The sequence below is a fragment of the Lentzea terrae genome, from assembly GCF_003265345.1.
Classification (GTDB): Bacteria; Actinomycetota; Actinomycetes; order Mycobacteriales; family Pseudonocardiaceae; genus Lentzea; species Lentzea terrae.
In genome coordinates, this window is sequence record NZ_QFWW01000026.1 from 368,953 (window position 1) to 393,057 (window position 24,105).

The window sequence follows — 24,105 nt, forward strand, 5'->3', positions numbered from 1 at the left end:
TCAGGCAGGTCGACCACGAGGGCCGGGTGCCGGCCCCCTCGCGACGTTGTCAGCCACGATCAGGACCTCCCTGCGCGGTCCGCAGTGGTCGCGTCCCGCCGCTTTCGAAGTTACCTGCGGAAGTACCCCGTCTGCATGAAGCCACACAGGTGAATCCCGAGTTGTCATCTGCCGGAAAACAACCCGAAACGTGACCGCAGCCGTGTTTCGGCTGGTCAGATGCTGTTTTCCGAGGTGTTGCGAGCCAGCCACGACAGACCGTCCCGAACCTGGTTTTCCAGCGATTTCGGCACGAGCGGCTCGTCGAGAAGTCTCAGATAGCGGGAGTCGAGCGACTCGCCGGGCGCGCGGACGTCGAGCCAGGCCCGCACCAGGCGCACTCCCTCGACGTACGTGGTCGTGTACGCGCGCCACAGCGGGTCCGCCAGAAAGCGGACCATCTGCCGGGCGCGCGGCTCCGGGACTAGCAGCCACCTGCGCAGATGCGCAACCACGTCATCCGGATCCGCACCCCGATCGTGTAGCAGCAGAGCGGCGTCCTGCCGCACCGTGAGCAGGCCCGATGTCGCCGATTCCACCTTTTCGGACAGTTCGCCGTCCATTCGCAACCCCAGGTCGCGGAAGATCTCCTCCGTCCACACGCCCCAGCCCGGTCCGACGACGGCGTGCAGGCCGAGGTCGGCCATGCCCTCGGCCATCAGGCACTGCGGGGTGTTGATCAGGAAGATCGACTGCTCGGCGTGGCCCCTGCGTGCGACGAGGCCGGCGTCCTTGCGGCAGTGTTCGGTGTGGTGGCCCGGATAGGACTCGTGCGCGACCAGGTGCGGCAGGTTCGACATGCGGTGGCCGAGGTCGGCGTTGATCGCGACCCGGCTGCGGTAGCCGCCGAGGTAGTAGTTGAAGCCGCTCCACGGCTTGTTCGTGACGATCTGGTACTCGACGATCTCCTGCTCGGGCAGCGCGTACCTGGCCCGCACGCGGTCCCTCAGAGCGCTGGAAACGGCCTGCACGGCGCCCTGGAGCCGGCGTGCGGGCACCTCGTCGGCCGTGCGGAAGGCGTTGAGGCGTTCGGGCAGCGAGCCTGCGCCCGGCAGCAGCGCGTCGAGGTTGCGGTGGGCCTGCGCGTACGCGTCCTCGTCGCCCGGCCGGATGCGGACCTGGAAGTACTGCTCGACCTCGTCGATGAACGTGATGCGCTCGCCGGCGAGCTTGCGCGCAGTGCACTCCAGCGCGGTGAGGTGCGCCTGGAGGAACTGTTTGCGCTGGTCGGCGAGGTCTGTGTGCGTGAGTTCCCGGTTGAGCTGCCGGGCATGGTCCGCCAGCGCCTTGGGGGCGAGCCGCGGCTCGTTGTCGACGGCGCGGCTCAGCGCGGGGTCGCCGGTGAACGAGTCGACGAACCCGGACACCAGGCGCCCGAGCCGCAGCCCAAGAACCAGATATCCGCGCACCAGCTCGTCAGCCTCCATGAGTCGGAGAGCGTAGAGCCTCTACCACAGCAACTTACTAGCGACCGAATCGTGAATGGAAGGCCACCTGATCGGGGAATGTTGTTGATCTTGGTGTCACACAATGGGGTCATACGGGCCGCTAATCGAGATCTTCACCGATAGCGTCTCCGCCCGGAGACCCCACCCTCCGGAGATCCCCGAAGACTCCGGAAATGACGGGGATAACCCGACATGAAGGAGAATGACGTGAAGAAGGCTTGTGCCGCGGTTGCCGCCGCAGCTGCGCTGTCCCTCGCGTTCGCCCCGGCCGCCATGGCCGGCGAAGGCCACGGTGGACACCACTGGAAGAACGGCCCGCTGCTGGTTCTGCTGAACGGCAACAACGTCAACGGCACGATCGGTGCCTGCGGCAACAACGTCGGTGTCCTGGGCGGCGCCGTGCCGATCAACTCGCCGTCGATCACCGGGACCTGCGCCGCCGGCGGCATCGTCGACGAGGGCTGATCTCCCTTCAGTTCTGCCTCTGGGGGCGTCATTCGTGGCGCCCCCAGATCTTTTCCGCTTTGCACAACCTTCATGAGGAGAAAATCGTGCTGAAGAAGGCAGGCGCCGCTTTCGGTGTGGCCGCCGCGTTCCTGGCTGTTGGTTCCCCGGCGATGGCCGTCGAGGGCCACGAGTGGGAGAACGCGCCGCTGCTGATCGTCGGCAACGCGAACAACATCAACCTCGTTGGCGGCGTGTGCGGCAACAACGTCGGTGTGCTCGGCGCGGCGGTTCCGGTGAACTCGCCCTCGATCACCGAGACCTGCGCGGCCGGCGGCATCGAGGACGGCGACGACTGGGGCCACCACGACGACTGATCTCGTCGTCCGGCTCGAACAGGGGCGCCCACCTCCGCGGTGGGCGCCCCTGTTCAGCTTCCGTACCTGCGGTGGCGCTTGGCGTACTCGCGCATCGCCCGCAGGAAGTCCGTGCGCCGGAAGCCGGGCCAGTAGGCCTCGCAGAACCAGAACTCCGAGTGCGCCGACTGCCACAGCATGAACCCGGAGAGCCGCTGCTCACCGGACGTGCGGATGATCAGGTCGGGATCGGGCTGCCCGGACGTGTAGAGGTGCTCGGCGATGTGGTCGACGTCCAGCACCTCGGCCAGCTCCTCGATGGTGCCGCCGCGCTCGGCGTGCGACTGCAGGAGCTTCCGCACGGCGTCCGCGATCTCCTGCCGCCCGCCGTACGCCACCGCGACGTTGACCTGGATGCCGGTGCGGTCCTTGGTCCTGCTCGCCGCGTTCGTGAGCCGTTCGGCGTGCTCCGCGGGCAACATGTCGATCGCGCCGACGTGCCGGACCCGCCACGGATTGCCGTCCTCGGCCAGCTCGTCGGTGATGTCGGCGATGATGTCGAGCAACGGCGCCAACTCTTCGGTGGGCCGGTTCAGGTTGTCGGTGCTCAACATCCAGAGCGTGACGACCTCGACTTTGGCGTCACCGCACCACTCGAGCAGCTCGAGGATCTTGCGCGCGCCGGCCCGATGCCCGTGCGCGACGTCCGTGAACCCGGCTTCCCGCGCCCACCGCCGGTTGCCGTCGAGGACGACGCCGACGTGCTTGGGCACCTGTGTTCCGCTCAACTCGCGCCGGAGAATCCACTCGTAGAAGTGGATAGCGACGTCTTTCACACGGGTGCGGAGTGCCACGTCCGAACAGCGTACGCCGTGCAAGCTTCATCACTGATCCGCGGTCCGTAACCTACGGTCGCGTAACCTAGGTTCCTGTGACTGCCGCGACCACTCCTCCACAGCCCGGACTGCGGCCGCGCCTCCGTGGGTGGCTGCACTTCTACTCGTTCCTGACCTCAGTGGCGACCGGCGCGACCCTGATCGCGCTCGCGGCGTCCACAGTGTCCGGCCTGGCAGCCCTGGCCACCTCGGTCTACGGGGCAACAGTTCTGGGCCTGTTCGGCGTGTCCGCGCTCTACCACCGCGTGACGTGGAAGTCCGACCGCGTGCGCACGTGGATGAAGCGCCTGGACCACTCGATGATCTTCGTGTTCATCGCCGGCACCTACACCCCGTTCGCGCTGCTGGCGATGGATCCTTCAACCGGGCGTGTCGTGCTGGCCGTGGTGTGGATCGGCGCGATTCTGGGCGTCACGCTGAAGCTGGCGTGGCCGCACGCGCCGCGGTGGCTCGGCGTGCCGATCTACATCGCCTTGGGCTGGGTGGCCGTCTTCGTGCTGCCGGAGCTGCTGCACCACGCCGGGGTCGCGGCGTTGGTGCTGTTGTTGGTGGGCGGGGCGCTTTACACCGTTGGCGCGGTCTTCTACGCGACTCGGTGGCCGAACCCGTGGCCCTCGGTGTTCGGGTACCACGAGTTCTTCCACGCTGCGACCGTGGTGGCGGCGATCTGCCACTACATCGCCATCTGGCTCGCCATGTACTCCTGAGCGGTCAGTCGCCCTCGAACGCCATCGTCAGCGAGCGATCCGCCGCGCACACCGCCGCCAGAGCGCGGAGGTCGTCGAAGTGACGGCCCTCCGCGCCCACGGCGTCCAGCGCCGCGATGAAGTCCGACATGTCGACCGAACCCAGTTCCCGGGAGCCGTACGGGTTGATGCGGTTCAGGAGCGGGTGGTCGACGCGCGCCAGCAGGTCGGCGAACACGAACGCAGGGTCCGGCACCACGCCGAGTTCCGTCTTGCGGTGTCGCGACTCCTTGCGGAACACGTGTACGTCAACGCCCACCGCGGGCCATCCTCAGCACGTCCAGCGCCTCGTCCAGCTGCGACTCGGTGAGTTTTGCCGGGACGTGGCCGCGTTCCAGCACCACGGCGCGGATGGTTTTGCGTTCCTTCAGCGACTGCTTGGCGATCGACGCCGCCTCCTCGTAGCCGAGGTAGCGGTTCAGCGGCGTGACGATGGACGGCGACGACTCGGCGTACTCGCGCATCTGGTCTGCGGCCGGAACGGTGCCGGCGAGGACCTTGTCCGCCAGCAACCGGGCCACGGCGGCCAGGAGGCGGGAGGACTCCAGGACGTTGCGGGCGATCACCGGGAGCATCACGTTCAGCTGGAAGTTGCCCTGGGAGCCGGCGAACGCCACTGCGGCGTCGTTGCCGATCACCTGGGCCACGACCATCATCGTGGCTTCCGAGATCACCGGGTTGACCTTGCCCGGCATGATCGACGAGCCCGGCTGGAGGTCGGGCAGGGCCAGTTCGCCCAGGCCCGTGCGGGGGCCGGAGCCGAGCCAGCGGAGGTCGTTGGCGATTTTGAACAGGGCCACGGCGCAGGCACGAAGCTGGCCCGAGATCTCGACCACGCCGTCCTGGGTGGCCTGGGCCTCGAAGTGGTCGCGGGCTTCGACCAGGGGCAGGCCGGTGGCGGTGGCCAGTTCGGCGGCCACCAGGGCGCCGAAGCCGTCGGGGGCGTTCAGGCCGGAACCCACCGCGGTGCCGCCGATCGGGAGTTCGGCGAGGCGCGGGACGGACGACGAAAGGCGTTCCACCGAGTAGCGGACCTGGGACGCCCAGGCGCCTGCCTCCTGGCCCAGCGTGATCGGCACGGCGTCCATCAGGTGCGTGCGGCCGGATTTGACCAGGTCAGACCACTCCACAGCACGCGCTTCGAGGACGCTCTGCAGGTGTTCCAGAGCAGGGATCACGTCTGTGACGACGGCTTCGGTGGCGGCCACGCGCAGGGTCGTCGGGAACGTGTCGTTGGACGACTGCGAGGCGTTGACGTGGTCGTTCGGGTGCACGTCGCGGCCCAAGGAACGCGTGGCCAGGGTCGCGATGACCTCGTTGGCGTTCATGTTCGACGACGTGCCGGAACCTGTCTGGAAGACGTCGACCGGGAAATGGGCGTCCCAGCCGCCCGCGGCCACCTCGTCGGCGGCGGAGGCGATGGCCGAGGCCAGATCGTCAGGAAGGACGCCGAGCTGGGCGTTCGCCCTGGCCGCGGCGGCTTTGAGCAGGCCGAGGGCGCGGATTTGGGCGCGTTCCAGACCTCGACCCGAAATCGGGAAGTTCTCGACCGCGCGTTGGGTCTGGGCTCGCCACAACGCGTCGACCGGCACGCGGACCTCGCCCATCGTGTCGTGCTCGACGCGGTACTCCTGTTCAGACATGCTTCCGAGTCTCTATGGTCGATCACAGCACTGCCACCCACCACTGGCAGAAGGGCACCACTCATGGAGCGTGACGTCGACCTCCTCGTCGTGGGCGCCGGCCCCACGGGGTTGTTCGCCGCGTACTACGCAGGCTTCCGGGAGCTGAAGGTCGCGCTGGTCGACGCGCTGCCCGAACCGGGCGGCCAGGTCACCGCGATGTATCCGGAGAAGATGATTTTCGACGTGGCCGGCTTTCCTGCCATCAGGGGGCGCGACCTCGTCAACGGGCTGGTGGAGCAGGCGGGGCAGTACAAGCCGGCCTACCTGCTCGGGCGTCAGGCCCGCACGTTGGAGTCCACTGAGGACGGTCTGGTGGTCGGGCTCGCGGACGGCAGCTCGATCAGGACCGGCGCGGTGCTGATCACGGCGGGCATGGGCGAGTTCAACCCGCGGCCGTTGCCGGCGGGTGACGGCTGGCTGGGGCGCGGCATGGTGCACTTCGTGCCCGTGCTGGCCGAGCACGCGGGACAGCACGTCGTGATCGTGGGCGGTGGCGACTCGGCGTTCGACTGGGCGCTGGCGCTGCACCCGATCGCGGCCAGTGTCACGTTGGTGCACCGCAGGGCGAACTTCCGCGCGCACGCCGCGACTGTGCGGCAGGTGCGGGAGCTCGGCATCGAGATCATCACCGATGCCGAGGTGCTGGAGCTGCGTGGCGAGCCGCTGTCCGAAGTGGACGTCAAGGTCAAGGGTGAGGACGTGAAGACGTTGCCCGCGCAGACCGTGGTCGCGGCGCTCGGGTTCACGGCCGACCTCGGGCCGATCGAGTCGTGGGGGCTGGAGCTCGACCACCGCGCGGTCGTCGTCGACACCACGATGAAGACCAAGCTCGACCGGGTCTACGCGGCCGGTGACGTCGCGCAGTACCCCGGCAAGGTCAAGCTCATCGCCACCGGGTTCGGGGAGGCGGCGACGGCGGTCAACAACATCGCGGTCGCGCTCAACCCGTCCGCGCACCTCTTCCCCGGGCATTCGAGCAACGCGGGCTAAGGGCGGGGCAGCGGCGCCGGGTCGTGCTTCGTGATGTTCTGGAAGATGATCGACGTCCGGAAGCCCACGATCTCCTTTCGCGGGGCCAGCCGGTCGACCAGGAACGCGTGCAGGTGCTCGTTGTCCTGCGCGCTCACGTGGATCACGAAGTCGTCGCTGCCCGCCATCACGAACACCGACAGCACCTCCGGCAGTTGTGCCACCGAGTTCTTGAAGGTGTCGATGACGGTCCGGCTCAACGGGCGGACCTGCACCGACACCAGTGCCTGCACGCCGCGGTTCAGCGCGGACGGTGCGATGTCGGCGTGGTAGCCGCGGATCACGCCCCGTTCGCGCAGCAGGCGGGTGCGCTCGAGGCACGTCGACGGCGCCACGCCCACCTTGCGGGCGATGTCGCGGTTCGACTGCCGGGCATCGCGCTGCAGTTCCCGCACGATCGCCGAATCAAGTTCGTCCATCTCGCTCCCCGGACCTCCCTGCCGAACAACGTTCGGCGCAGCGCCGATCCCACTGACGATCACCCTAACTTCGAGGCCGGGACATGGTGGAAGTTCGGGAGGAACGCTGATGTGGGAACACGAACAGCTCGTCGTCCGCACCGGGAAGAGGTCGGGGATGACCACGATGGTCGCCCTGCACTCGACCGCGGCGGGACCGGCGGTCGGCGGGTGCCGGATGAAGGCGTACGAGCAGATCACGGACGCGGTCACGGACGTGCTGCGACTGTCGAAGGCCATGACGCTCAAGTGCGCGGCGGCGGGAATCCCGCACGGTGGAGCCAAGAGCGTGATCGTCGTCGACCGCCCGCTCACCCCGGAACTGCGGCGGCAGGTGCTGCTCGACCACGCCGACCTCGTCAACGAGTTCGACGGCGCCTACCGCGCGGGGCCGGACGTCGGCACCGGGCCGGACGACATGCTGGTGCTCAGGGAGCGCACCCCGCACGCCTACTGCCTGCCGGAGGAGCACGGCGGCACGGGCTCATCGAGCGGGCCCACGGCGCGGGGAGCGCTGGCAGCGCTGAAAGCGGCCTCGCGGTACGTCTTCGGGACGGACGACCTGACCGGCAGGAAGGTCGTGATCAGCGGGTTCGGCTCGGTGGGGGAGCTGATCGCCAGGTCGCTGAGAGCCGACGTCGTCGTGTCCGATGTGGACGAAAGCAGGCGGACGGACGAGTTCGGCTGGGTGCCTCCGGACCTGGCGTACCGGACCAAGGCCGACGTGCTCGTCCCGGCGGCCGTGGGAGGCGTGCTGAGCCCGGAGACCGTTGCGCACCTCGACGTCAGACTGATCGTGGGCCCGGCCAACAACCAGCTCACCGACGACAGCGTCGCCGGCTTGCTCGAGGAACGCGGCATCGTGTGGGTGCCCGACCACGTCGCGAGTGCCGGAGGGGTGATCTACACGCTCGCCAGGGAGGACGACGGGGCCGACCACGAGACCGCGCTGAAGAGGGTGGACGGCATCGAGGCAACGGTCGAGCAACTCCTCCGTCGTTCCAGCTCTGCGGGATGAGGTGAAGTGGCAGGCTCCGCGAGCATGGGGAGACTGCTCGTCGTGCTCGCGTCATGCCTGCTGCTGGCCGGGTGTTCTCCGGCGTCGACTCGGGCGGTCCGCCTGTCCGACACCGGGATGCCGCAGATGGTCGACCTCGCCTGCAAGTCGCGCATGCTCACCTACATGGAGATCCGGAGCGACAACGGCGACCAGGTACTCGACGAGAAGGACCCGGTCCATTGGCGGATCGAGTTCCCAGAGCCGAGGCAGCACTACACGGTCACGGTGGGGGAGCTGCCGGAAGGCGCGGTGGAGAAAGTCCCGTGGCGGTCTCCCGCCGGCGACGTGATCCTCGACTGGGACATGGGCAACGGCGACGCCTGGGAACCAGGCGAGGAGTTCACTCTCGACGACCTGCAGGGCGGCAAGGTTCGGCATCGAAACGAGACCCTCACCGCCGAGCAGTTCGCCAAGATCCAGACCAACTGTTAAGGCAGTACCTGGACCTTCTCGCCGATCGCCAGGTTGTCGTAGAACACCAGCGACGCGGCCGGCTGCAGTCGGATGCAGCCGTGCGACTGGACGTTGGTGTCACCCTGGTGGAACGCGATACCGCTCGTGGTGAAGTACACCGCGTTCGGCATCGGACCGTTGTACGGGACGCTCCAGTCGTTCTTCACCTTGCGCAGCACGGAGAACGTGCCCACCGGGGTCTCGTACCCCGGCTTGCCGTGGCTGATCGGCACCGGGCCGTAGCTCGTCTTGCCGTTGAACACCAGCCATGCCTTGTTGGAGTGCTTCTCCAAGCACGCTCCGTTGTAGACGGTGCAACCCGCCTGTGCTTGCGCGGGTACCGCGAAACCGAGGATCAGGAGCACCGTCGCGATGAGTACTCGCATCTCACATCACCCCTCAGTGGTGGAGTAACCACTATCAGATGATCTGAATCATCGGATTATGGAAGTACCTGAACCTGCTCGCCGACGAAGAGGTTGTCGTAGAACACTTGGGAGGCTTCCCAGGTCAGGCGCACGCAGCCGTGGGACTGCGAGTTGAGGTCGCCCTGGTGGAACGCGACGCCGTCGTAGGTGAAGTACACGGCGTTGGGCATCGGACCGTTGTACGGGACGCTCCAGTCGTTCTTCACCTTGCGCAGCACCGAGAACATGCCGACCGGGGTGCCGAAACCGGGCTTGCCGTGGCTGATCTGAACCGGGCCGTAGCTCGTCACACCGTTGGTGACGAGCCAGGCCCGGTTCGCGCTCTTCGACACGCACGCTCCGTTGTGGACAGTGCAGCCGGAAGCGTGTGCGGGTACCGCAAAGCTAAGCAGCAGAAGGGCCGCGAAGGCCAGGGGTCTCATAGTTGATCATCATGCGACCACCTGAACGGTCTCGCCAATCGAGAGGTTCTGGAAGTAGAACTTGGCGGCCGCGGGGTCCAGGTGGATGCAACCGTGCGACGGCTCGGTCAGTGAACCCTCGTGGAACGCGATACCGCTCTCGGTGAAGTACGTCGACCACGGCATGGGGCCGTTGTACGGCCGGCTCCACTCGTCCTTCACCTTGCGCAGCACCGGGAACTTGCCCACCGGCGTCTCGTAGCCCTTGCGCCCGTGCGTGATCGGCGCCGGGCCGTAGGCGATCTTGTCGCCGCGCAGCACCCACGACTGGTTTGTGGAGAGCTGGATGCACGCGCCGTCGCTGATGTCGCACGGGGTCGGCTTCACGACGGGCGGCGGAGGCGGCGGCGGGGGAGGCGTCTCCGACGACGAAGGCGGTGCAGAGGGCGGAGCAGGTGAAGACACCGAAGATGGTGGTGCTGTTGGAGTTTCGGCGTGCACGGCCCCCGAAGCACACCCCGCCACAGACATCAACGCGACCGCCGCGAGCAGCATCCGCATCGCGCACCCCCTCAGTGATTCATCCTTTGCCGAAGTAGACGACGGGAGGATCACTCAGGTTGCAAAGCGGAGGGCCCGCCTCCGTAACAGTTGGGAGACGGACCCTCGGAATGCGTTTACCGATCTACGAGCCTCACACCGCGCCGGCGTACTGGCTGATCCACGAGCGGTAGAACGGGACGTCGACGTAGATCGACGGAGCGGTCGCGCAGGTCGCGCCGCCGCCGGAGCGGCTGGTCGCACCGATCAGCTGCCAGCGGCCGGACACCGACTTCACCTGCGGGCCACCGGAGTCGCCGTAGCAGGCGCCCTTGTTGCCGTCGGTGTTGTTGGTGCAGATCTCCGATGCGCCGCTGATGCCGGAGCAGCGGTTGTCCGCCACGATCGACGTGTCGAGCTCCTGCAGGTTGATCGGAGCACCGCAGCCGCCGCGGATCGGGCAGGTCTGGCCCCAGCCGATGATCCGGGTGGCGGTGCCGACCGGGCCGGACGTGGCCGCCACGGCGGCGGGAGCCTGGCTGACCGAGGTGGACAGCTGGACGAGCGCCAGGTCCGCGGACGGGTGGTTGATGATCCGCGACGCGCGGGCCACCGTGCCGCCGCTGGTGCGGTTCGTGGTGCCGATCCGCGCCTGGGTCGACGCCGGCGTGCGGCCCTGGACGCAGTGCTTCGCCGTCACGACCCAGTTGGCCTTGATCAGCGTGCCACCGCAGAAGTGGCTGCCGGAGGTGCTCTGCAGAGACACCATCCAGGAGTAGACCTGGGTCGCGTTGCGCCCACCGACGATCATCGGCGAGACGTCGCCGTCAGCGGTGGGGGTCGGAGCCGCGGTGGCCGCAGCGGCCGAGGCGAGCAGAGCGCCAGCGGCCACGGCGATTGCGGAGAACAACGAACGTGCCCTCATCGTTGAGCTTCCTTCCTGAACCCGGCGCAGGGTTGCCGGGGTCAGGTCGGAAACTAAGGACGAAGGTCACGCGGTGACTAGGGTCACTCGTCTGGTTACCTTGCGTTCACAGTTCACGGAAAGCGCGGCGCTTACGGCATCGGCTGCTGCACGTCCCCCGGCAGGTCGAAGTCGACGGAGGCGTATTCGCGCAGCTTGTGCAGGCTGTGGAAGCCGTCGATCATGCGCACGGTGCCGGACTTCGATCGCATGACGATGGACTGCGTCGTGCAGCCACCTGCCCGGTAGTGCACACCGCGCAGAAGGTCACCATCGGTCACACCCGTGGCGCAGAAGAAGACGTTGTCGCCCGACACGAGGTCGTTCGTGGTGAGCACACGAGAGAGGTCGTGGCCCGCACCGATCGCCTTCTCGCGCTCCTCGTCGTCCTTGGGCCACAACCGGCCCTGGATGGCGCCACCGACGCACTTCAGCGCCGCCGCCGCGATGATGCCCTCCGGCGTGCCGCCGATGCCCACGAGCATGTCCACGCCGGACGTGGGACGTGCGGCGGAGATCGCGCCGGCCACGTCGCCGTCGGAGATGAAGTGGATGCGCGCACCGGCCTGGCGCACCTCGTGCACGAGCTGCTCGTGCCGCGGCCGGTCCAGGATGCACACGTTCACGTCGGAGACGTCGCTGTGCTTGGCCTTCGCGACGCGGCGGATGTTCTCCGCGATCGGCGCGGTGATGTCGATGACGTCGGCCGCCTCCGGGCCCACGGCGAGCTTCTCCATGTAGAACACCGCGGACGGGTCGAACATGGCGCCGCGCTCGGCCACGGCCAGCACGGCCAGCGCGTTCGGCATGCCCTTGGACATCAGCGTGGTGCCGTCGATCGGGTCGACCGCGACGTCGCACTCGGGGCCCTCGCCGTTGCCGACCTCCTCGCCGTTGAACAGCATGGGCGCCTCGTCCTTCTCGCCCTCGCCGATCACCACGACACCGCGCATCGAGACGGTGTGGATCAGCTTGCGCATCGCATCGACCGCGGCGCCGTCACCGCCGTTCTTGTCGCCGCGCCCCACCCACCGGCCGGCGGCCATCGCCGCAGCCTCGGTGACGCGCACGAGCTCCAATGCCAGGTTCCGGTCGGGGGCTTCGCGACGTCGTTCCGCGGGGGTGTTCACCATTGCGCGCCTCCATGCGACTACTCAGCGTGCCGGATTTTTTGATCGGCAAGCTGAATCCTTGCACGGGATCACGCCTCGGAAACGTCCTCCTCGACCACAGCGAGAGCTGCATCGATTCGCTCGCGTGCACCGGCGAGATGCTGCTCACACGTCTTGGCGAGCACCTCACCGCGTTCCCACAGGGCGAGTGAGTCCTCCAGTGACAGGCCACCGGCCTCCAGCTTGCGGACCACCTCGACCAGCTCGTCACGGGCGGCTTCGTAACCGAGTGTTTCCGAACTCACGCTGACTGGCTCCTCAGGCGGCTAAGCACGGTCGCGACGGCCAGGTCGTACCCGACCAGCGCCTCCGCGAACTCCTCGCCGTCACCCTCTCGCACCGCCTCGTCGATGAGCGCCTCGGCCTCCGCAACACGCCGGTACTGCACCGTGCCGGCGGTGGCCTCGCTCAGATCGTGCAACGTGAGGATCAACGTGCGGCGGCTGGTGGTGTCGCAGTCGCCCACCATCTCCGTCCAGCACTCGGCCGCGGCCCTGTTCGCCGCCTCCGCCTTCGTTCGCAGCCCCGAACCGCACGAGCCGGCCGCCTCCATGGTCAGGGGCAGGAACACGGCATCACGCATCATCGGTACCTCCCCCTTCCTCGCTGGTGACAACTGCCCGCACTGCTCCGTCAACGACGCGTACCCGCAGCTGTGTTCCGCTCGGCGCGTCCGTCACAGAACGCAACACGCCGTCGGGCCCGTCGGGTGTGACGAGTTGCACAACGGCGTATCCGCGGGCCAGCGTGGCGGCTGGTCCGAGGGTCGTCAAGCGGGCTTTCGTCCCTGACAGGTGGACGTCTTCCCGATCGAGACGTTGCGTGACGGCCCTACGGGCTTGGTCGCGAAAACGTTTCACTTCTTCGGCGCGGCGCTCCAGTGGACCGTACGGGTCCGAAAGTACTGGTCGGGAGCGCAGGGCGTCGAGCAGTTTGCGTTCCCGGTCGACCCAGCCGTGCAGCGCACGCCGGCCGCGGTCGCGCATCTGGCGGACGCGTTCACTCTCTTCGGCGACATCGGGAACCACCCGTTTGCCCGCATCGGTGGGCGTCGAGCACCGCAGGTCCGCGACGTGGTCGAGGAGCGGGGTGTCCGGCTCGTGCCCGATCGCGGACAGCACCGGCGTGCGGCACTGGGAGACCGCCCGGCACAGCGCCTCGTCGGAGAACGGCAGGAGGTCCTCCACGCTGCCGCCGCCGCGGGCGATGATGATCACGTCGCACTCGGGATCGCGTTCCAAAGTGGACAGTGCGGTCATCACCTGGGTGACCGCCATCGGGCCCTGCACGGCGACGTTGATGACGCGGAAGTGCGCTGCGGGCCAACGGTTTCGCGCGTTGGTCAGCACGTCGCGCTCGGCTGCCGAGGCACGACCGGTGATGAGGCCGATCTTCTGCGGCAGGAACGGCGGACGGCGCTTGCGGCGCGGGTCGAACAGGCCCTCGGCGTGCAGCAGCTTGCGCAACCGCTCGATGCGCGCGAGCAGCTCACCGATGCCGACCGCGCGGATCTCGTCCGCGCGCAACGACAGCGTGCCCCGGTTCGGGTAGAAGCTGATCTTGCCGTGCACGACGACGCGGCTGCCCTCGGTGAGCTGCAGCTCGCGGATCATCCCGGCGTTCGCGGTGATCGACATCGACATGTCGACGCTCGGGTCGCGCAGCGTCAGGAACGCCGTGGAGCTGCGTGCGTTGAGCTGCGTGACCTGGCCCTCGACCCAGACGTCGCCGAGGCGGTTGATCCAGTCGAGCAGCTTGCGGGCGACCGTCCGCACCGGCCACGGGTTCTCCGGCGTGGATTTTGCTTCCGTCACGACTGAGCTTTGACCGTCGCGATCCGGCGGTTGAGCATGCCGACGAACTCAGGCCGTGACTCGTGCGCCTGCTCGTAGTGCAGCAGTTCCTCCAGCTGCTCCGCGTTCAGGTTGCGCAACCGGGCGCGCAGCTGGGCGATGGACAGCTCGTCGTACATCGGCAGGAACTCGGGCACCTCGGCGATCGCGCGCTCTTCCTCTTCCCACGGATCGTCGGCGGGAAGCTGAGAAGTCGTGACCGGCGTCTCGTCCTCGTCGAACGTCGCCCACTCCGGCTCTTCCTCCGCGGGCCTCAGTCCGGAGAGGACGTCGTCACCTTTGATGGCGAGTTCGGTCACATGCTGCTGCACCCGCATGGACAACTGCATCGCCTCGCTGACCACCGTGAGGGGAAGTCCGGCGAGCTGCTGCGGCAGCTTGCGCGCCTGTTCGAGGGCGGTCACCGCGAGACCAGCGGCGACGCGGACACCCAGTGGCAGTGGCTTCATGGCCGTAAGCCTGCCGCAACTGCGCGCCGAATGCACTGGCCTGCGCCCTGGGTACCCTGGTGGCATGCCCAAGCGAGTCCTGTTGGCGAAGCCGCGTGGTTACTGCGCGGGCGTTGATCGTGCCGTGGAGACGGTCGAGCGCGCTCTCGAGCAGTACGGCGCACCCGTCTACGTGCGCAAGGAAATCGTCCACAACAAGTACGTCGTGGAGACCCTGTCCGACCGCGGTGCCATCTTCGTCAACGAGACGGACGAGGTTCCTGAGGGCGCACTCGTGGTGTTCTCAGCGCACGGCGTGTCGCCCGCCGTCCACGAAGAAGCGGCGCAGCGGTCGTTGCGCACCATCGACGCCACGTGCCCGTTGGTGACGAAGGTGCACAAGGAAGCCGTGCGCTTCGCCAAGGAGGACTACGACATCCTCCTGATCGGCCACGAGGGCCACGAGGAGGTCGAGGGCACCGCCGGTGAGGCGCCCGACCACGTGCAGCTCGTGGACACCGCGGAGGACGCGGCGAAGGTCGAGGTCCGCGACCCGAACAAGGTCATCTGGCTGTCCCAGACCACGCTCTCGGTCGACGAGACCATGGTGCGGGTCCGGCAGCTCAAGGACCGCTTCCCGGAGCTGCAGGACCCGCCGTCCGACGACATCTGCTACGCCACCTCGAACCGCCAGACCGCGGTGAAGACCATGGCGCCGTCGTGCGACCTGGTGCTCGTCGTGGGCTCGAAGAACTCCTCCAACTCGGTCCGGCTGGTCGAGGTCGCGCTGCAGCACGGCGCCAAGGCCTCGTACCTGATCGACTACGCCAAGGAGGTCGACCTGGCGTGGCTCGAGGGCGTCGAGACCGTAGGCGTCACATCGGGCGCGTCGGTGCCGGACATCCTGGTGATGGAGCTGCTGAAGTTCCTCGAGTCGCACGGGTACGGCGACGTCGAGGAGATCACCACGGCGAACGAGAAGATCGCCTTCTCGTTGCCGCGTGAGCTCCGCAAGGACCTGGTCCGCTAACCGATCTTCCGCATCGCCTCGTCGACGTCGAGCGGCCAGACGGTCATCGCGTCCGCACCCGCGGACACCACAGCGCTGCCGTCCGGCCGCCACGCCAGGTGCGTGATCGGCTGGCTGTGCCCGCGCAGCGTCGCCCACGAGGTGCGCGCGCCCATGTCCCACACGATCACCTCCCGGTCGCGGCCGCCGCTCGCGAGCCGGGAGTTGTCGGGGCTGAACTCCAAAGCCGTCACCGCCTGCGTGTGGTCGCGCAGCTCACCGATCTGGCGCCACGTCGCGGTGTCCCAGAGCGCGATGAGGCCGCTGTCGTCGCCGGTCGCGAGCAAGGTGCGGTCGGGGGAGAGGGCCAACGCCCGCACCGGTCGCCTGTGCGGACTCTGCAGCGCCTTCTCCTCCCACGTCTTGATGTTCCGCGCGCTCACGCCGCCGTCGTCACGTCCCAGCACGATCTCGTGGTCGGAGCGGCCGAACGCGGCCGAGGTGCGCTGTCCCCACGACATCCCTCCGATCAGCGTGGGCTGGGCGCCCTCGGCGACCGGCCACACGCCGTCGGGTGTCTCGCCGCCGATCGCGAGCACCGAGTGGCCGCTGAACTCCAGCGCCACCACCTGGCCCCCGGTGAACCCGAGCGTCGCCATGTTCGTGACCACCCGGCCGGTCGCCACCTCGCGCACCGCGAACGGCGTACTCGTCACCAGCAGCTTGCGGTCCGGGCTGAAGCGGCTCTTCCAGTTCTGCGCCACACCGGTCTCCCTGCGGTCGACCGAGCGCAGGTCGCTGTCGCGGCGTTCGATCACGCCGGCGTCGTCCACCGTGAGCACGGTTCCGTCGGTGTCGACCGTGAGCGCCCGCACCGCTCGTCCGGACGGCTTGGGGAGGCTCGCGGGCGGCCAGAACCTCAGCGAGTGTTCGGTGAGGATCGCGAGTGCACCGTCCGGCGCGTAGTTCAGGCTGAACACGGGCTCACCGACTCTGAGCGTGGCGAGCTCGGCGCCGCGGGCAAGGTCCCACATGTGCACCTTGCCGTCCTGACCTCCCGAGAGGAGCACGGTCTCGTCGGGGCTCAGGCCGAGCGACGTGATCGGACCGGCATGCCCGTGGGGTGTCGCGACGACCGCGCCGGTCGCGATGTCGCGCACCTGCACGACGCCTTCGTCGGTGGTGATCGCCACCAGCTTGCTGCCGGGCAGCAGGGTCACCCGGAGGACGGTGCCGGAGCCCAGCGCGAAACCGCCGATCTGGCGCCGCGTGACCATGTCCCACACCGCGACCGATCCACCGGCGGTGAGCGCGAGGGTTCGCTCGTCCCTGACCGAGAACGGACCGGTGATCGGCGCGGGCAGCTCGTACCGCTTCTGGCGGGTGGCGGAGTCGAACACGGTGCCGCCGACGAGCAGGGAGCCGCCGTCCTCGCTGAAGCGGACGCCGACCGGCTGCGGGGCCTTCGCGAACTCCACCGGCTCGGCATCCGGCCTGGCGCGCACGGTGACCCGTCCGTTGTTCTCGGACACGGCCAGCCTGCCGTCCTTGGTCAGGCTCCAGCTGAAGACGTAGCTCGACCCGGTGGTGAGCCGCACGGTCCTGCTGTGGCGCAGGCTCGCGGCGTCGTAGATGTCGAGGCCGTCGGGGCTCATCAGCCACAGTTCGCTGCCGACGAGCCCCATGCTCCAGGCATTGTTGTGCCGCAGCACGCGTCCTGCGCCTTCCACACTGATCTCACCGCCGCGGGAAGCGGCGGCGGCCGCGCTGAGCACCCTGCCCCGCGCTTCGACCGTCGGGTACGTCCGGTAGGCCTCCAGAGCCGCCAGCGCGGCTCGTTCGGGATCGGTGCCGATCAACGCCTCGGACAGTTCGGTGAGCTCCTGCGACTTCCGCACGAGTCCCAGGCGGTCGACCTCACGGCGTTGCTGCACGGCCACGACCGCCGTCGCCGTGGTGGCCACCAGCAGAGCCGTCAGCCCGGCGGCGATCCAGCGCACGCGCCGGGAACGACGGCGTTCCCGTGCCCTGGACGCGCCGATGAACTCGCGTTCGGTGCTGGTCAGCTCGGGCTGCGCGCGGTCGAGCCATTCGGTCGTCTCCGCGAGCCTGGACGTCCGGTAGAGCGAGTCGTTGTCCCTGCCCAGCTCCTGCCACGTGCGGGCGGCGTCGGTGAGTCTGCGGTGCGTGCGGAGGCCCTCGCGGTCCTCGTCCAGCCACGCCCGCAGTCGCGGCCAGGCGCGGAACAGCGCCTCGTGCGTCACCTCGACGGTGTCCTCGTCGACGGTGATCAACCTGGTGTCGGCGAGGACGTTGAGCACTTCCTCCCCGACGACGTCCTGGCGCGGGATCGGGCGCTTGGTGCCGTCCGCGCTGAGCCGGAGCAGAAGCTGCTTGGCCAGGCGTTGCTGCTCCTCGTCGAGGGTGGCGAAGGCGGCCTCGGCGCTCTGGGCCAACGCGCCCTGGATGCCGCCCGCGGCCTGGTAGCCGGTCAACGTCAGGGTGTTGCCACGCCTGCGGTGCCACGTTTCGAGCAGCGCGTGCGACACGAGGGGGAGCACACCGCTGCGTCCCGCTGCCTCTGCCACGAGGGTGGTCAACAGGGCCGTTTCGACCGTGCAGCCCACAGTGGCGGCGGGCTGGGTGATGGCGCGGCGTAGTTCGTCAGGGGTCATCGTGCCGAGGAGCACCTGTGCGTCCGTGAGTGCGTCGGCGAGCTTCGGATACTGGGCGCAGTGCGGGTAGAAGTCCGACCTGATCGCGACCACCCGCCGGCAGTCGGCGGAGAGCAGGGCGTCCAGGAACGCGCTTCGCTGCACCTCGTCCTCGCACAGCGTGAAGAGCTCCTCGAACTGGTCGACGACCAGCAGACCGGGGTTGCGGTCGAGCGCCTCCGCGATCGCCGCGTCCGGGTCGTGGCCGGGCGTGCAGATCACCGCGTCCGGGAACTTCGCCGCGATGCCCGCGCGCAGCAGCGACGACTTGCCCTCGCCGGAAGCGCCGAAGACCGCCAGGAACCGCTGGCGGTCCAGCCGATCGAGCAGCGTGTGGGTCAGCGCCTCGCGGCCGAAGAACCGGTCGGCGTCTTCCGTCGTGAACGGGTTCAGGCCCACGTACGGCGACGGACCGTCGGCAGCCTTGCTCTGCGCCATCGCGACGGCCAGTTCGTGCCACCGGCGCTCCCACGCCGACTCGTCGCCGTGGCACGCACGGACGTACGCGAGCGTCACGTCGAGTCCCGGCAGCTTCCGCCCGCCCGCCGCGTCGGACAGCGTGCTCGCTGAAAAGTGCGCGCGCCTGGACAGCTCCCGGTAGCTCGGCCTCCCCACATTGGTGCGCAGTTGTCGTAAGTCTGCGGCGAACAGCAGCAGCGGACTGTCGCCCTCGTCCAGTGGACGTTCCCCTCTAGGCATCGAACTCATGCTCGCAGAGTGCGTGCTGGTCAGGGGGTTGTTGTCCGTGATCCGTTGTACGACGTTCGCGGGGACGATCACGAACAACGGATCAACTGAGTGCTCGCAGGGCGGTTTCCACGTCGAGCGGCCACACGAGCAACGCGTCTGGCCCGGCGGACACCACCGAACGGCCGTCGGGCCTCCACGCGACGTGCGTGACGACGTCGGAGTGGCCGGTGAGGGTCGCCCAGATGCTGTGCTCTTGGAGATCCCAGACGACGACGTTCTTGTCCGTGCCGCCGCTCGCGAGCCGTGCCGAGTCGGGGCTGAACACCAGGGCCGTCACCCCGCCCGTGTGGCTGCGGAACTCACTGATCCGCTGCCAGGTCGAGGTGTTCCAGACCGTGATGAGCCCGTCCTCGCCGCCAGTCGCGAGCACGCGCTTGTCCGGTGACAGAGCGAACGCGTGCACCGCGCCGTCGTGCACCTTGCCGAGGCCCTTGGTGGCCGAGGTCTTGGTGTCCAGGACGGCGACGATGCCCTCCTCGGTGCCGGTCACGACCTCGTGCTCGGAGCGGCCGAACGCCACTGCGGTCGGTACACCGTCGAAGAAGCCCCTGACCTGGTTGGGCGCCAGCTCGGGCCGGACGTTCCACACCGCGGTCGACTGCGTGCCGCTCAGCGTCACCACCTCGTTGACGGCGAACCCCAGCGCTCTTGGTGTTCCACTGTCTTCCGCGGACAGGTCGCGGATCGCCTGGCCGGAGGCCGTGTCCCGGACGGAGGCCCCATCGTTTCCGCTGATGGCGAGCAGTTTTGAGTCCTGGCTGAAAGCGACGGTGAAAGGGTTGGCGGCGCCGGTGGCGACCCGGCTGACGCGGTTCATCCCGACGTCTCTGCGCTCGATGAAGCCGCCGTCGTCGAACGTGAGCGTGGTCCCGTCCCGGTCGACCGCGAGCGCTCGCACCGCGTGACCAGAGGTCTTCGGCACGCTGCTGCGCGACCACACGCGCAAGCTCGTATCGGTGAGGACGACGAGGCGACTGTCGGGGGTGAACGCCAAGCTCCGCTTGAGGGGATCCATCCGGAGCGAGGGCAGGGAGGTCCAGCGCACCACGTCCCACAGCCGGATCTCGTAGTAGCCGAGTCCTGAGGCGGCGAGGACGGTGCGGTCGGCGTTGGTGCCGAGACGGACCGAAGATCTGATGGTGCCCAGGTCCTTCAGCTGCCGGCCCGTGGTCGTGCTCCACAACTGGAGCTGGCCGTCCATGTCGCCGACCACCGCCGTGTCGCCTGCCAGCAGCTTGAGTTCGCTGATGCGTCCGGTGATCGTGAAACTGCCGATCTGCTCGGCGGTCCTGAGGTTCCAGAGCGTCACCAGGTCGTGGCCGTAAACGGCGAGGGTGTCGCCGAGGACGTCGAGCCGGCGGGGCACCGGCCCGATCGGCAGTTCCGCGCGGATCTCGCGGGTGTTCAGGTCCCAGATCTGGCCACCTGCGACGAGCTCACGACCGTCCTCGGTGAAGACGAGCGAGGTCTGGTCACCGGACTCCCGCAGCACTTCGGGTTCGCCGCGGGGACCGGACCTGAGCGTGACCCGTCCGTTGGGCTCGCTGACGGCGATGCGGCCGTCCGCTGCGAAGGCCAGGCCGGTCGCCGTGCCGTTCGTCGGCAGGTCGGCGATAGGTGCGAGGGTGGTGCTGTCGTAGATCTGGACACCGCGCTTGCCCGCCACGCCGATGACGCCGTTGCCCGTCACCACGCTGTGACCGCTGGCGCTGGTCTCGCGCTGGCGGCTGAAGGCGGTGCTGAGGACCTGGCTGCGCGTCTCCCTGGTCGGAGCGGCCTGGTAGGCCTCCAGTGCCTTGCGCGCGGCCTCGTCCGGGTTGCTCGCCATCAAGGCGGCCGAGAGCGCGGCCAGCTGCTGGGACTGCGTGAGTCGGCTGAGCCGTTCGACTTCTGCGCGCTGCTGCGTGGCGTTGACGGCGCTGATAGTGGTCGCGAGCACGAGTGCGATGAGGCCTGCTGCTGCGATGCGCAGACGTCGGATGCGGCGCCGGGACAGGTTCTTCGACGCGGTCAGGAACGCGTCCTCGGCCTTGGTGAGGGCGGGTTCGGTCCGTGCGACCCACTCGGTGGCTTCCGTGAGGCGAACGGTCCGGTAGAGGGCGCCGGGGTCGCGGTCGAGCTCCTCCCAGAGTCGGGCGGCGTCGGTGAGCCTGCGGTGCGTCCTGAGGCCTTCGCGGTCCTCGTCCAGCCAGGTCGCGAGGCGTGGCCAGGCCCGGAACAGCGCCTCGTGGGTGACCTCCACGGTGTCCTCGTCGACGGTGACCAGCCGGGCGTTGGCCAGCGCGTCCAGGACCTCGTCGCCGGTCACCTCGCTGCGCGGGACCGGGCGTTTCGTGCCGTCCGCCGCGAGCCGCAGGAGCAGCTGGCGGGCGAGGTGTTGCTGGTCCTCGGACAGCTCGGCGTAGGCGGCCTCCGCGCTCTGGGCCAGTGCGCCGTCGATGCCGCCCGCAGCCTGGTAGGCGCTGACGGTGAGGATGTTGCCGCGCTTGCGGTGCCAGGTCTCCAGCAGGGCGTGGCTGACCAGCGGGAGGACGCCGCTGCGGCCGGACGCCTCGGCGATGAGGGTGGTCAGCAGGGCGCCTTCGACCGTGCAGCCGACCTTGGCCGCCGGCTGGGTGATCGCGCGGCGCAGCTCGTCCGGCGTCATCGTGCCGATCAGGACCTGCGCGTCGGTCAGGGCTTCGGTCAGGTCGGGGTGCTGCGAGCAGTGCGGGTAGAAGTCGGACCGGACGGCGATGACGGTCTTGCACGGGGCGCTGAGCAGCATCTCCAGGAACGCCTGGCGCTGGACCGGGTCCTCGCACAGGGTGAAGAGCTCTTCGAACTGGTCGACGATCAGCAGGTCGGGGTTCTTCGCGAGCGCGTCGGCGATGCTCGCGTCCGGGTCGGTGCCGGGCGTGCAGCTGATCGGGTTGCCGAAGTGCTGGGCCAGACCGGCTTTGAGCAGCGACGACTTGCCTTCGCCGGACGCGCCGAACACGGCGAGGAAGTGCTGGGTCTCCAGGCGGTTCTTCAGCGCGTTGGTGAGCTTCTCGCGGCCGAAGAAGCGGTCGGCGTCTTCTCTCGTGAACGCACTCAGGCCCACGTACGGCGACGGGCTGACCCTGGACTGGAAGAGGCTCTCATCGACCTCGTGCCAGCGTTGTGCCCACGTGTGCTCGTCACCGCCGCACGCGCGGACGTACGCCAACGTGACGTCCAGACTTGGCAGCTTCCGTCCACCGGCGGCCTCGGACAGCGCGGCGACCGAGAAGTGCGCGCGCTGGGCGAGTTCCCGGTACGTCGGACTGCCGGCGTCGGCACGAAGTTGGCGCAGATCTCCGGCGAACCGCAACAGCGGGCTGTCGCCTTCGTCCAGTGGACGTTCTCCCCTAGGCATCGAGCTCATGCTCGCAGAGTGCTGCCGTTTTCCCTGCTTGTTGTTCCGACGTGGTTGTTCGCGGTTCGGGGAGTGGCCGCGAACAACGCACTAGCGGTCGTCGCGGGGCGGACGTGGCTTGCGCTGGCCTGCCGGGCGCTCGCCGCGGGCCGCACCTTCCGGGCGCGGGCGGCGGGCGGGAGCGCCTTCGGGGCGCGGGCGACGGGCCGGGGCGCCTTCGGGACGGGGACGGCGCGGGCGTTCCTCGGCCTCTTCGTCGCGGGCGGGCTTCTTGCGGGGCGCGGGCTTGCTGCGGGCCTTGAGCTCGGCCTTGGCCTCGCGGACCTCGTCCTTGGACGGCCGGTTCGGGTCCTTCTGCAGGAAGATCCGCAGGATGCCGAGCGCGACCGTGGCGGCGGTGGTGACGGCCATGACCGGGAAGCTGTCGATCAGCGGTCTGGCCAGGCCGAGCGCCATGGAGGACGGCTTGCCCGTCCCGACACCGCCGGTGAGCAGCACGAGCGTGGGCACCGTGGCGGCGAGGATGAGCGGCGGCTGCACCATCGGTGCGAACAGGCTGCGGCGCTGGACCAGCAGGATCCCGGCCAGGGAGCCCGCGAAGAAGACGGCGATGAACGTCCAGCCGACGGTCTTGCTGGAGTTGATGTCGATGAACGCGCCGATGAACGCCGGGACCAGGGCGGCCAAAATCGCAGCCCACCACGGGATGCCCTTGAACGATCCGAAGATGGCCCGGTAGTTCCACGGAACGGCGTCGTAGTCCTCGACGTCGTCGTCATCGAAGGCAGCCGAACGGTCGCGCAGCTCACTCACGCCGCACACCGTAGCTGTTCGGCCATTCGGTGTTCGTCAGTCCGCGGCTTTCTCACCCAGAAGCAACCTGTTGGCACGCTCCGTGCGTTTTACGCGGACTGTTCGTCCGCCCTTCGGACCAGAGGGAGGGGTGTGGGGGTGGCGGAGGCATCGGTCAGTGGTTCCACGCTCGCCCGGAAACCCTCCAGCGCGTCCAGCTCGCGCCGCCTTGCCGAGAGGAACCGCTGCAGGTGCGTGGTGGAGAGGTTGACGGCCTCGATCGCCGTGTCGGCGGCCCGGTTCGCGCGGCCTGCCTGCAGCCTGACCTGCTCGACGTCGTCGGCGAGGGCGCGTTCGGTGACGGCGAACATCGCGGACGACGCGATCACGGCGAACCCGGTCGGGCCGCACAGGAAGACCCGGCGGTCGAGAAGCCACCTGAGGAGCTCGGGGTCGGTGTCCAGGGCAGCGACGACAGCGCCGTCGTTGGGGACGAACATGATCGTGCCGTAGATCGCGTCGGCCCAGCGCTGGTAGCCCTTGCCGGCCAGTTCGGCGGCGCGGGAGCGGATGTTGCGGACGTGCACCCGCAGCGCGTCCTGGCGTTCCTGCGGATCGTCCGTTTCGACCGCTTCGGCCCACGTCGCCATGGACATCTTCGAGTCGACCGGGACCATGCGGCCGCCGCCGACGTTGAGGACCATGTCCGGCCGCACCGCTCCGCCGCCCGCGACGTCCGTCTGGAGCGTGTAGTGGAGGTTTTCCCTCAGGCCGAGTGCGCGCGCTGTTTCGACGAGCACCTGTTCGCCGAGCTCACCGCGGCCGCTGACGCTGGAGAACGCCACCTCGTACCGCTGCAGGGCCTGTTGCTGTGCGTCGTAGCGCGCGCGTTCCGTGCCGATGGCGTGGAGCGCCTCGTCGGTGCGGCGGACGCTGTCCTGGTAGAGGCGGTAGACGAACACCAGCGCCCCGGCACAGACGAGCGCCAGGACGAGCGAGGCGGTGATGATCACTGCGGTCACGGCACCGATGATGCTCCCCCAGAGATGTTGAACTCGATC

General features: G+C 68.7%; 25 protein-coding genes. 7 read left to right on the top strand and 18 right to left on the bottom strand.

Features of this window, described 5'->3' with window-relative positions:
* Window positions 1–215: 215 nt before the first annotated feature.
* Window positions 216–1,466 (bottom strand): DUF885 domain-containing protein, encoded by a 1,251-nt coding sequence (locus DI276_RS33355; RefSeq protein ID WP_112270777.1) that lies wholly within the window; start codon window positions 1,464–1,466, stop codon window positions 216–218.
* Window positions 1,467–1,679: 213 nt separating this feature from the next.
* Between DI276_RS33355 and DI276_RS33360 the strand changes: the two genes are divergently transcribed.
* Window positions 1,680–1,952: a hypothetical protein gene (locus DI276_RS33360; RefSeq protein WP_112270778.1), complete on the top strand. Its 273-nt coding sequence runs from the start codon at window positions 1,680–1,682 to the stop codon at window positions 1,950–1,952.
* Window positions 1,953–2,038: 86 nt separating this feature from the next.
* Window positions 2,039–2,308 (top strand): hypothetical protein, encoded by a 270-nt coding sequence (locus tag DI276_RS33365; RefSeq protein ID WP_198681061.1) that lies wholly within the window; start codon window positions 2,039–2,041, stop codon window positions 2,306–2,308.
* Between the two features lie 53 nt (window positions 2,309–2,361).
* Here DI276_RS33365 and DI276_RS33370 read toward each other — a convergent pair whose 3' ends face one another.
* Window positions 2,362–3,141 carry an isoprenyl transferase gene (locus tag DI276_RS33370; RefSeq protein WP_112270779.1) on the bottom strand — a complete coding sequence of 260 codons (780 nt, stop codon included), beginning with the start codon at window positions 3,139–3,141 and terminating at the stop codon, window positions 2,362–2,364.
* 77 nt (window positions 3,142–3,218) lie between these two features.
* Here DI276_RS33370 and trhA point away from each other — a divergent pair, with 77 nt between their 5' ends.
* Window positions 3,219–3,890, top strand: coding sequence for a PAQR family membrane homeostasis protein TrhA (gene trhA, locus DI276_RS33375; protein WP_112270780.1), 672 nt, complete (start codon window positions 3,219–3,221; stop codon window positions 3,888–3,890).
* Between the two features lie 4 nt (window positions 3,891–3,894).
* Here the strand turns inward: trhA and DI276_RS33380 are convergent, their stop codons facing one another.
* Entirely contained in the window at window positions 3,895–4,188 is a 294-nt protein-coding gene (locus tag DI276_RS33380) for a hypothetical protein (protein WP_112270782.1), read from the bottom strand.
* Window positions 4,178–5,572 (bottom strand): class II fumarate hydratase, encoded by a 1,395-nt coding sequence (locus tag DI276_RS33385; protein ID WP_112270784.1) that lies wholly within the window; start codon window positions 5,570–5,572, stop codon window positions 4,178–4,180. Before DI276_RS33385 ends, DI276_RS33380 begins: the two co-directional genes overlap by 11 nt.
* A gap of 63 nt (window positions 5,573–5,635) precedes the next feature.
* Between DI276_RS33385 and DI276_RS33390 the strand changes: the two genes are divergently transcribed.
* Window positions 5,636–6,604 (top strand): NAD(P)/FAD-dependent oxidoreductase, encoded by a 969-nt coding sequence (locus tag DI276_RS33390; RefSeq protein WP_112270786.1) that lies wholly within the window; start codon window positions 5,636–5,638, stop codon window positions 6,602–6,604.
* Here the strand turns inward: DI276_RS33390 and DI276_RS33395 are convergent.
* Complete coding sequence (locus DI276_RS33395; protein WP_112270788.1) at window positions 6,601–7,062, bottom strand: Lrp/AsnC family transcriptional regulator; 462 nt, start codon at window positions 7,060–7,062, stop codon at window positions 6,601–6,603. The two genes, DI276_RS33390 and DI276_RS33395, sit on opposite strands and share 4 nt — an antisense overlap.
* A 109-nt stretch (window positions 7,063–7,171) precedes the next feature.
* Here DI276_RS33395 and DI276_RS33400 point away from each other — a divergent pair, with 109 nt between their 5' ends.
* Window positions 7,172–8,119 carry a Glu/Leu/Phe/Val dehydrogenase dimerization domain-containing protein gene (locus tag DI276_RS33400; RefSeq protein WP_112270790.1) on the top strand — a complete coding sequence of 316 codons (948 nt, stop codon included), beginning with the start codon at window positions 7,172–7,174 and terminating at the stop codon, window positions 8,117–8,119.
* A gap of 24 nt (window positions 8,120–8,143) precedes the next feature.
* Window positions 8,144–8,593 carry a hypothetical protein gene (locus DI276_RS33405; RefSeq protein WP_112270792.1) on the top strand — a complete coding sequence of 150 codons (450 nt, stop codon included), beginning with the start codon at window positions 8,144–8,146 and terminating at the stop codon, window positions 8,591–8,593.
* On the opposite strand, the gene DI276_RS33410 is transcribed toward DI276_RS33405, so the two are convergent.
* The 9 genes from DI276_RS33410 to DI276_RS33450 form a co-directional block, all read right to left on the bottom strand.
* Window positions 8,590–9,000 carry a L,D-transpeptidase gene (locus tag DI276_RS33410; protein WP_112270794.1) on the bottom strand — a complete coding sequence of 137 codons (411 nt, stop codon included), beginning with the start codon at window positions 8,998–9,000 and terminating at the stop codon, window positions 8,590–8,592. The genes DI276_RS33405 and DI276_RS33410 overlap by 4 nt on opposite strands.
* A gap of 56 nt (window positions 9,001–9,056) precedes the next feature.
* Window positions 9,057–9,374, bottom strand: a complete 318-nt coding sequence (locus DI276_RS33415) for a L,D-transpeptidase (RefSeq protein WP_232837087.1) — start codon at window positions 9,372–9,374, stop codon at window positions 9,057–9,059.
* A gap of 99 nt (window positions 9,375–9,473) precedes the next feature.
* On the bottom strand, window positions 9,474–9,830 hold the full coding sequence (locus DI276_RS33420; protein WP_232837088.1) for a L,D-transpeptidase: 357 nt from the start codon (window positions 9,828–9,830) through the stop codon (window positions 9,474–9,476).
* Between the two features lie 307 nt (window positions 9,831–10,137).
* On the bottom strand, window positions 10,138–10,908 hold the full coding sequence (locus tag DI276_RS33425; RefSeq protein ID WP_112270798.1) for a S1 family peptidase: 771 nt from the start codon (window positions 10,906–10,908) through the stop codon (window positions 10,138–10,140).
* A 131-nt stretch (window positions 10,909–11,039) separates the two neighbouring features.
* A complete protein-coding gene (gene glpX, locus DI276_RS33430) occupies window positions 11,040–12,080 on the bottom strand; it encodes a class II fructose-bisphosphatase (protein ID WP_112270800.1) in 1,041 nt (346 codons plus the stop codon).
* A 68-nt stretch (window positions 12,081–12,148) separates the two neighbouring features.
* Window positions 12,149–12,364: an exodeoxyribonuclease VII small subunit gene (locus DI276_RS33435; RefSeq protein ID WP_045309943.1), complete on the bottom strand. Its 216-nt coding sequence runs from the start codon at window positions 12,362–12,364 to the stop codon at window positions 12,149–12,151.
* Window positions 12,361–12,705 (bottom strand): sugar ABC transporter substrate-binding protein, encoded by a 345-nt coding sequence (locus DI276_RS33440; protein WP_232837089.1) that lies wholly within the window; start codon window positions 12,703–12,705, stop codon window positions 12,361–12,363. The genes DI276_RS33435 and DI276_RS33440 overlap by 4 nt, the downstream gene beginning before the upstream one ends.
* A complete protein-coding gene (xseA, locus tag DI276_RS33445) occupies window positions 12,695–13,933 on the bottom strand; it encodes an exodeoxyribonuclease VII large subunit (protein WP_112270802.1) in 1,239 nt (412 codons plus the stop codon). Before xseA ends, DI276_RS33440 begins: the two co-directional genes overlap by 11 nt.
* Complete coding sequence (locus tag DI276_RS33450; protein ID WP_112270804.1) at window positions 13,930–14,421, bottom strand: lipid droplet-associated protein; 492 nt, start codon at window positions 14,419–14,421, stop codon at window positions 13,930–13,932. Before DI276_RS33450 ends, xseA begins: the two co-directional genes overlap by 4 nt.
* Window positions 14,422–14,485: 64 nt before the next feature.
* On the opposite strand from DI276_RS33450, the gene DI276_RS33455 reads away from it, so the two are divergent.
* On the top strand, window positions 14,486–15,430 hold the full coding sequence (locus DI276_RS33455; RefSeq protein WP_112270806.1) for a 4-hydroxy-3-methylbut-2-enyl diphosphate reductase: 945 nt from the start codon (window positions 14,486–14,488) through the stop codon (window positions 15,428–15,430).
* Here the strand turns inward: DI276_RS33455 and DI276_RS33460 are convergent.
* The 4 genes from DI276_RS33460 to DI276_RS33475 form a co-directional block, all read right to left on the bottom strand.
* Window positions 15,427–18,822 carry an nSTAND1 domain-containing NTPase gene (locus DI276_RS33460; RefSeq protein WP_198681062.1) on the bottom strand — a complete coding sequence of 1,132 codons (3,396 nt, stop codon included), beginning with the start codon at window positions 18,820–18,822 and terminating at the stop codon, window positions 15,427–15,429. The two genes, DI276_RS33455 and DI276_RS33460, sit on opposite strands and share 4 nt — an antisense overlap.
* A 91-nt stretch (window positions 18,823–18,913) precedes the next feature.
* Window positions 18,914–22,261 (bottom strand): nSTAND1 domain-containing NTPase, encoded by a 3,348-nt coding sequence (locus DI276_RS33465; protein WP_112270810.1) that lies wholly within the window; start codon window positions 22,259–22,261, stop codon window positions 18,914–18,916.
* A gap of 81 nt (window positions 22,262–22,342) precedes the next feature.
* Window positions 22,343–23,065, bottom strand: a complete 723-nt coding sequence (locus tag DI276_RS33470) for a DUF6542 domain-containing protein (RefSeq protein ID WP_112270812.1) — start codon at window positions 23,063–23,065, stop codon at window positions 22,343–22,345.
* 89 nt (window positions 23,066–23,154) lie between these two features.
* Complete coding sequence (locus tag DI276_RS33475; protein WP_112270824.1) at window positions 23,155–24,066, bottom strand: DNA recombination protein RmuC; 912 nt, start codon at window positions 24,064–24,066, stop codon at window positions 23,155–23,157.
* Between the last annotated feature and the right edge of the window lie 39 nt (window positions 24,067–24,105).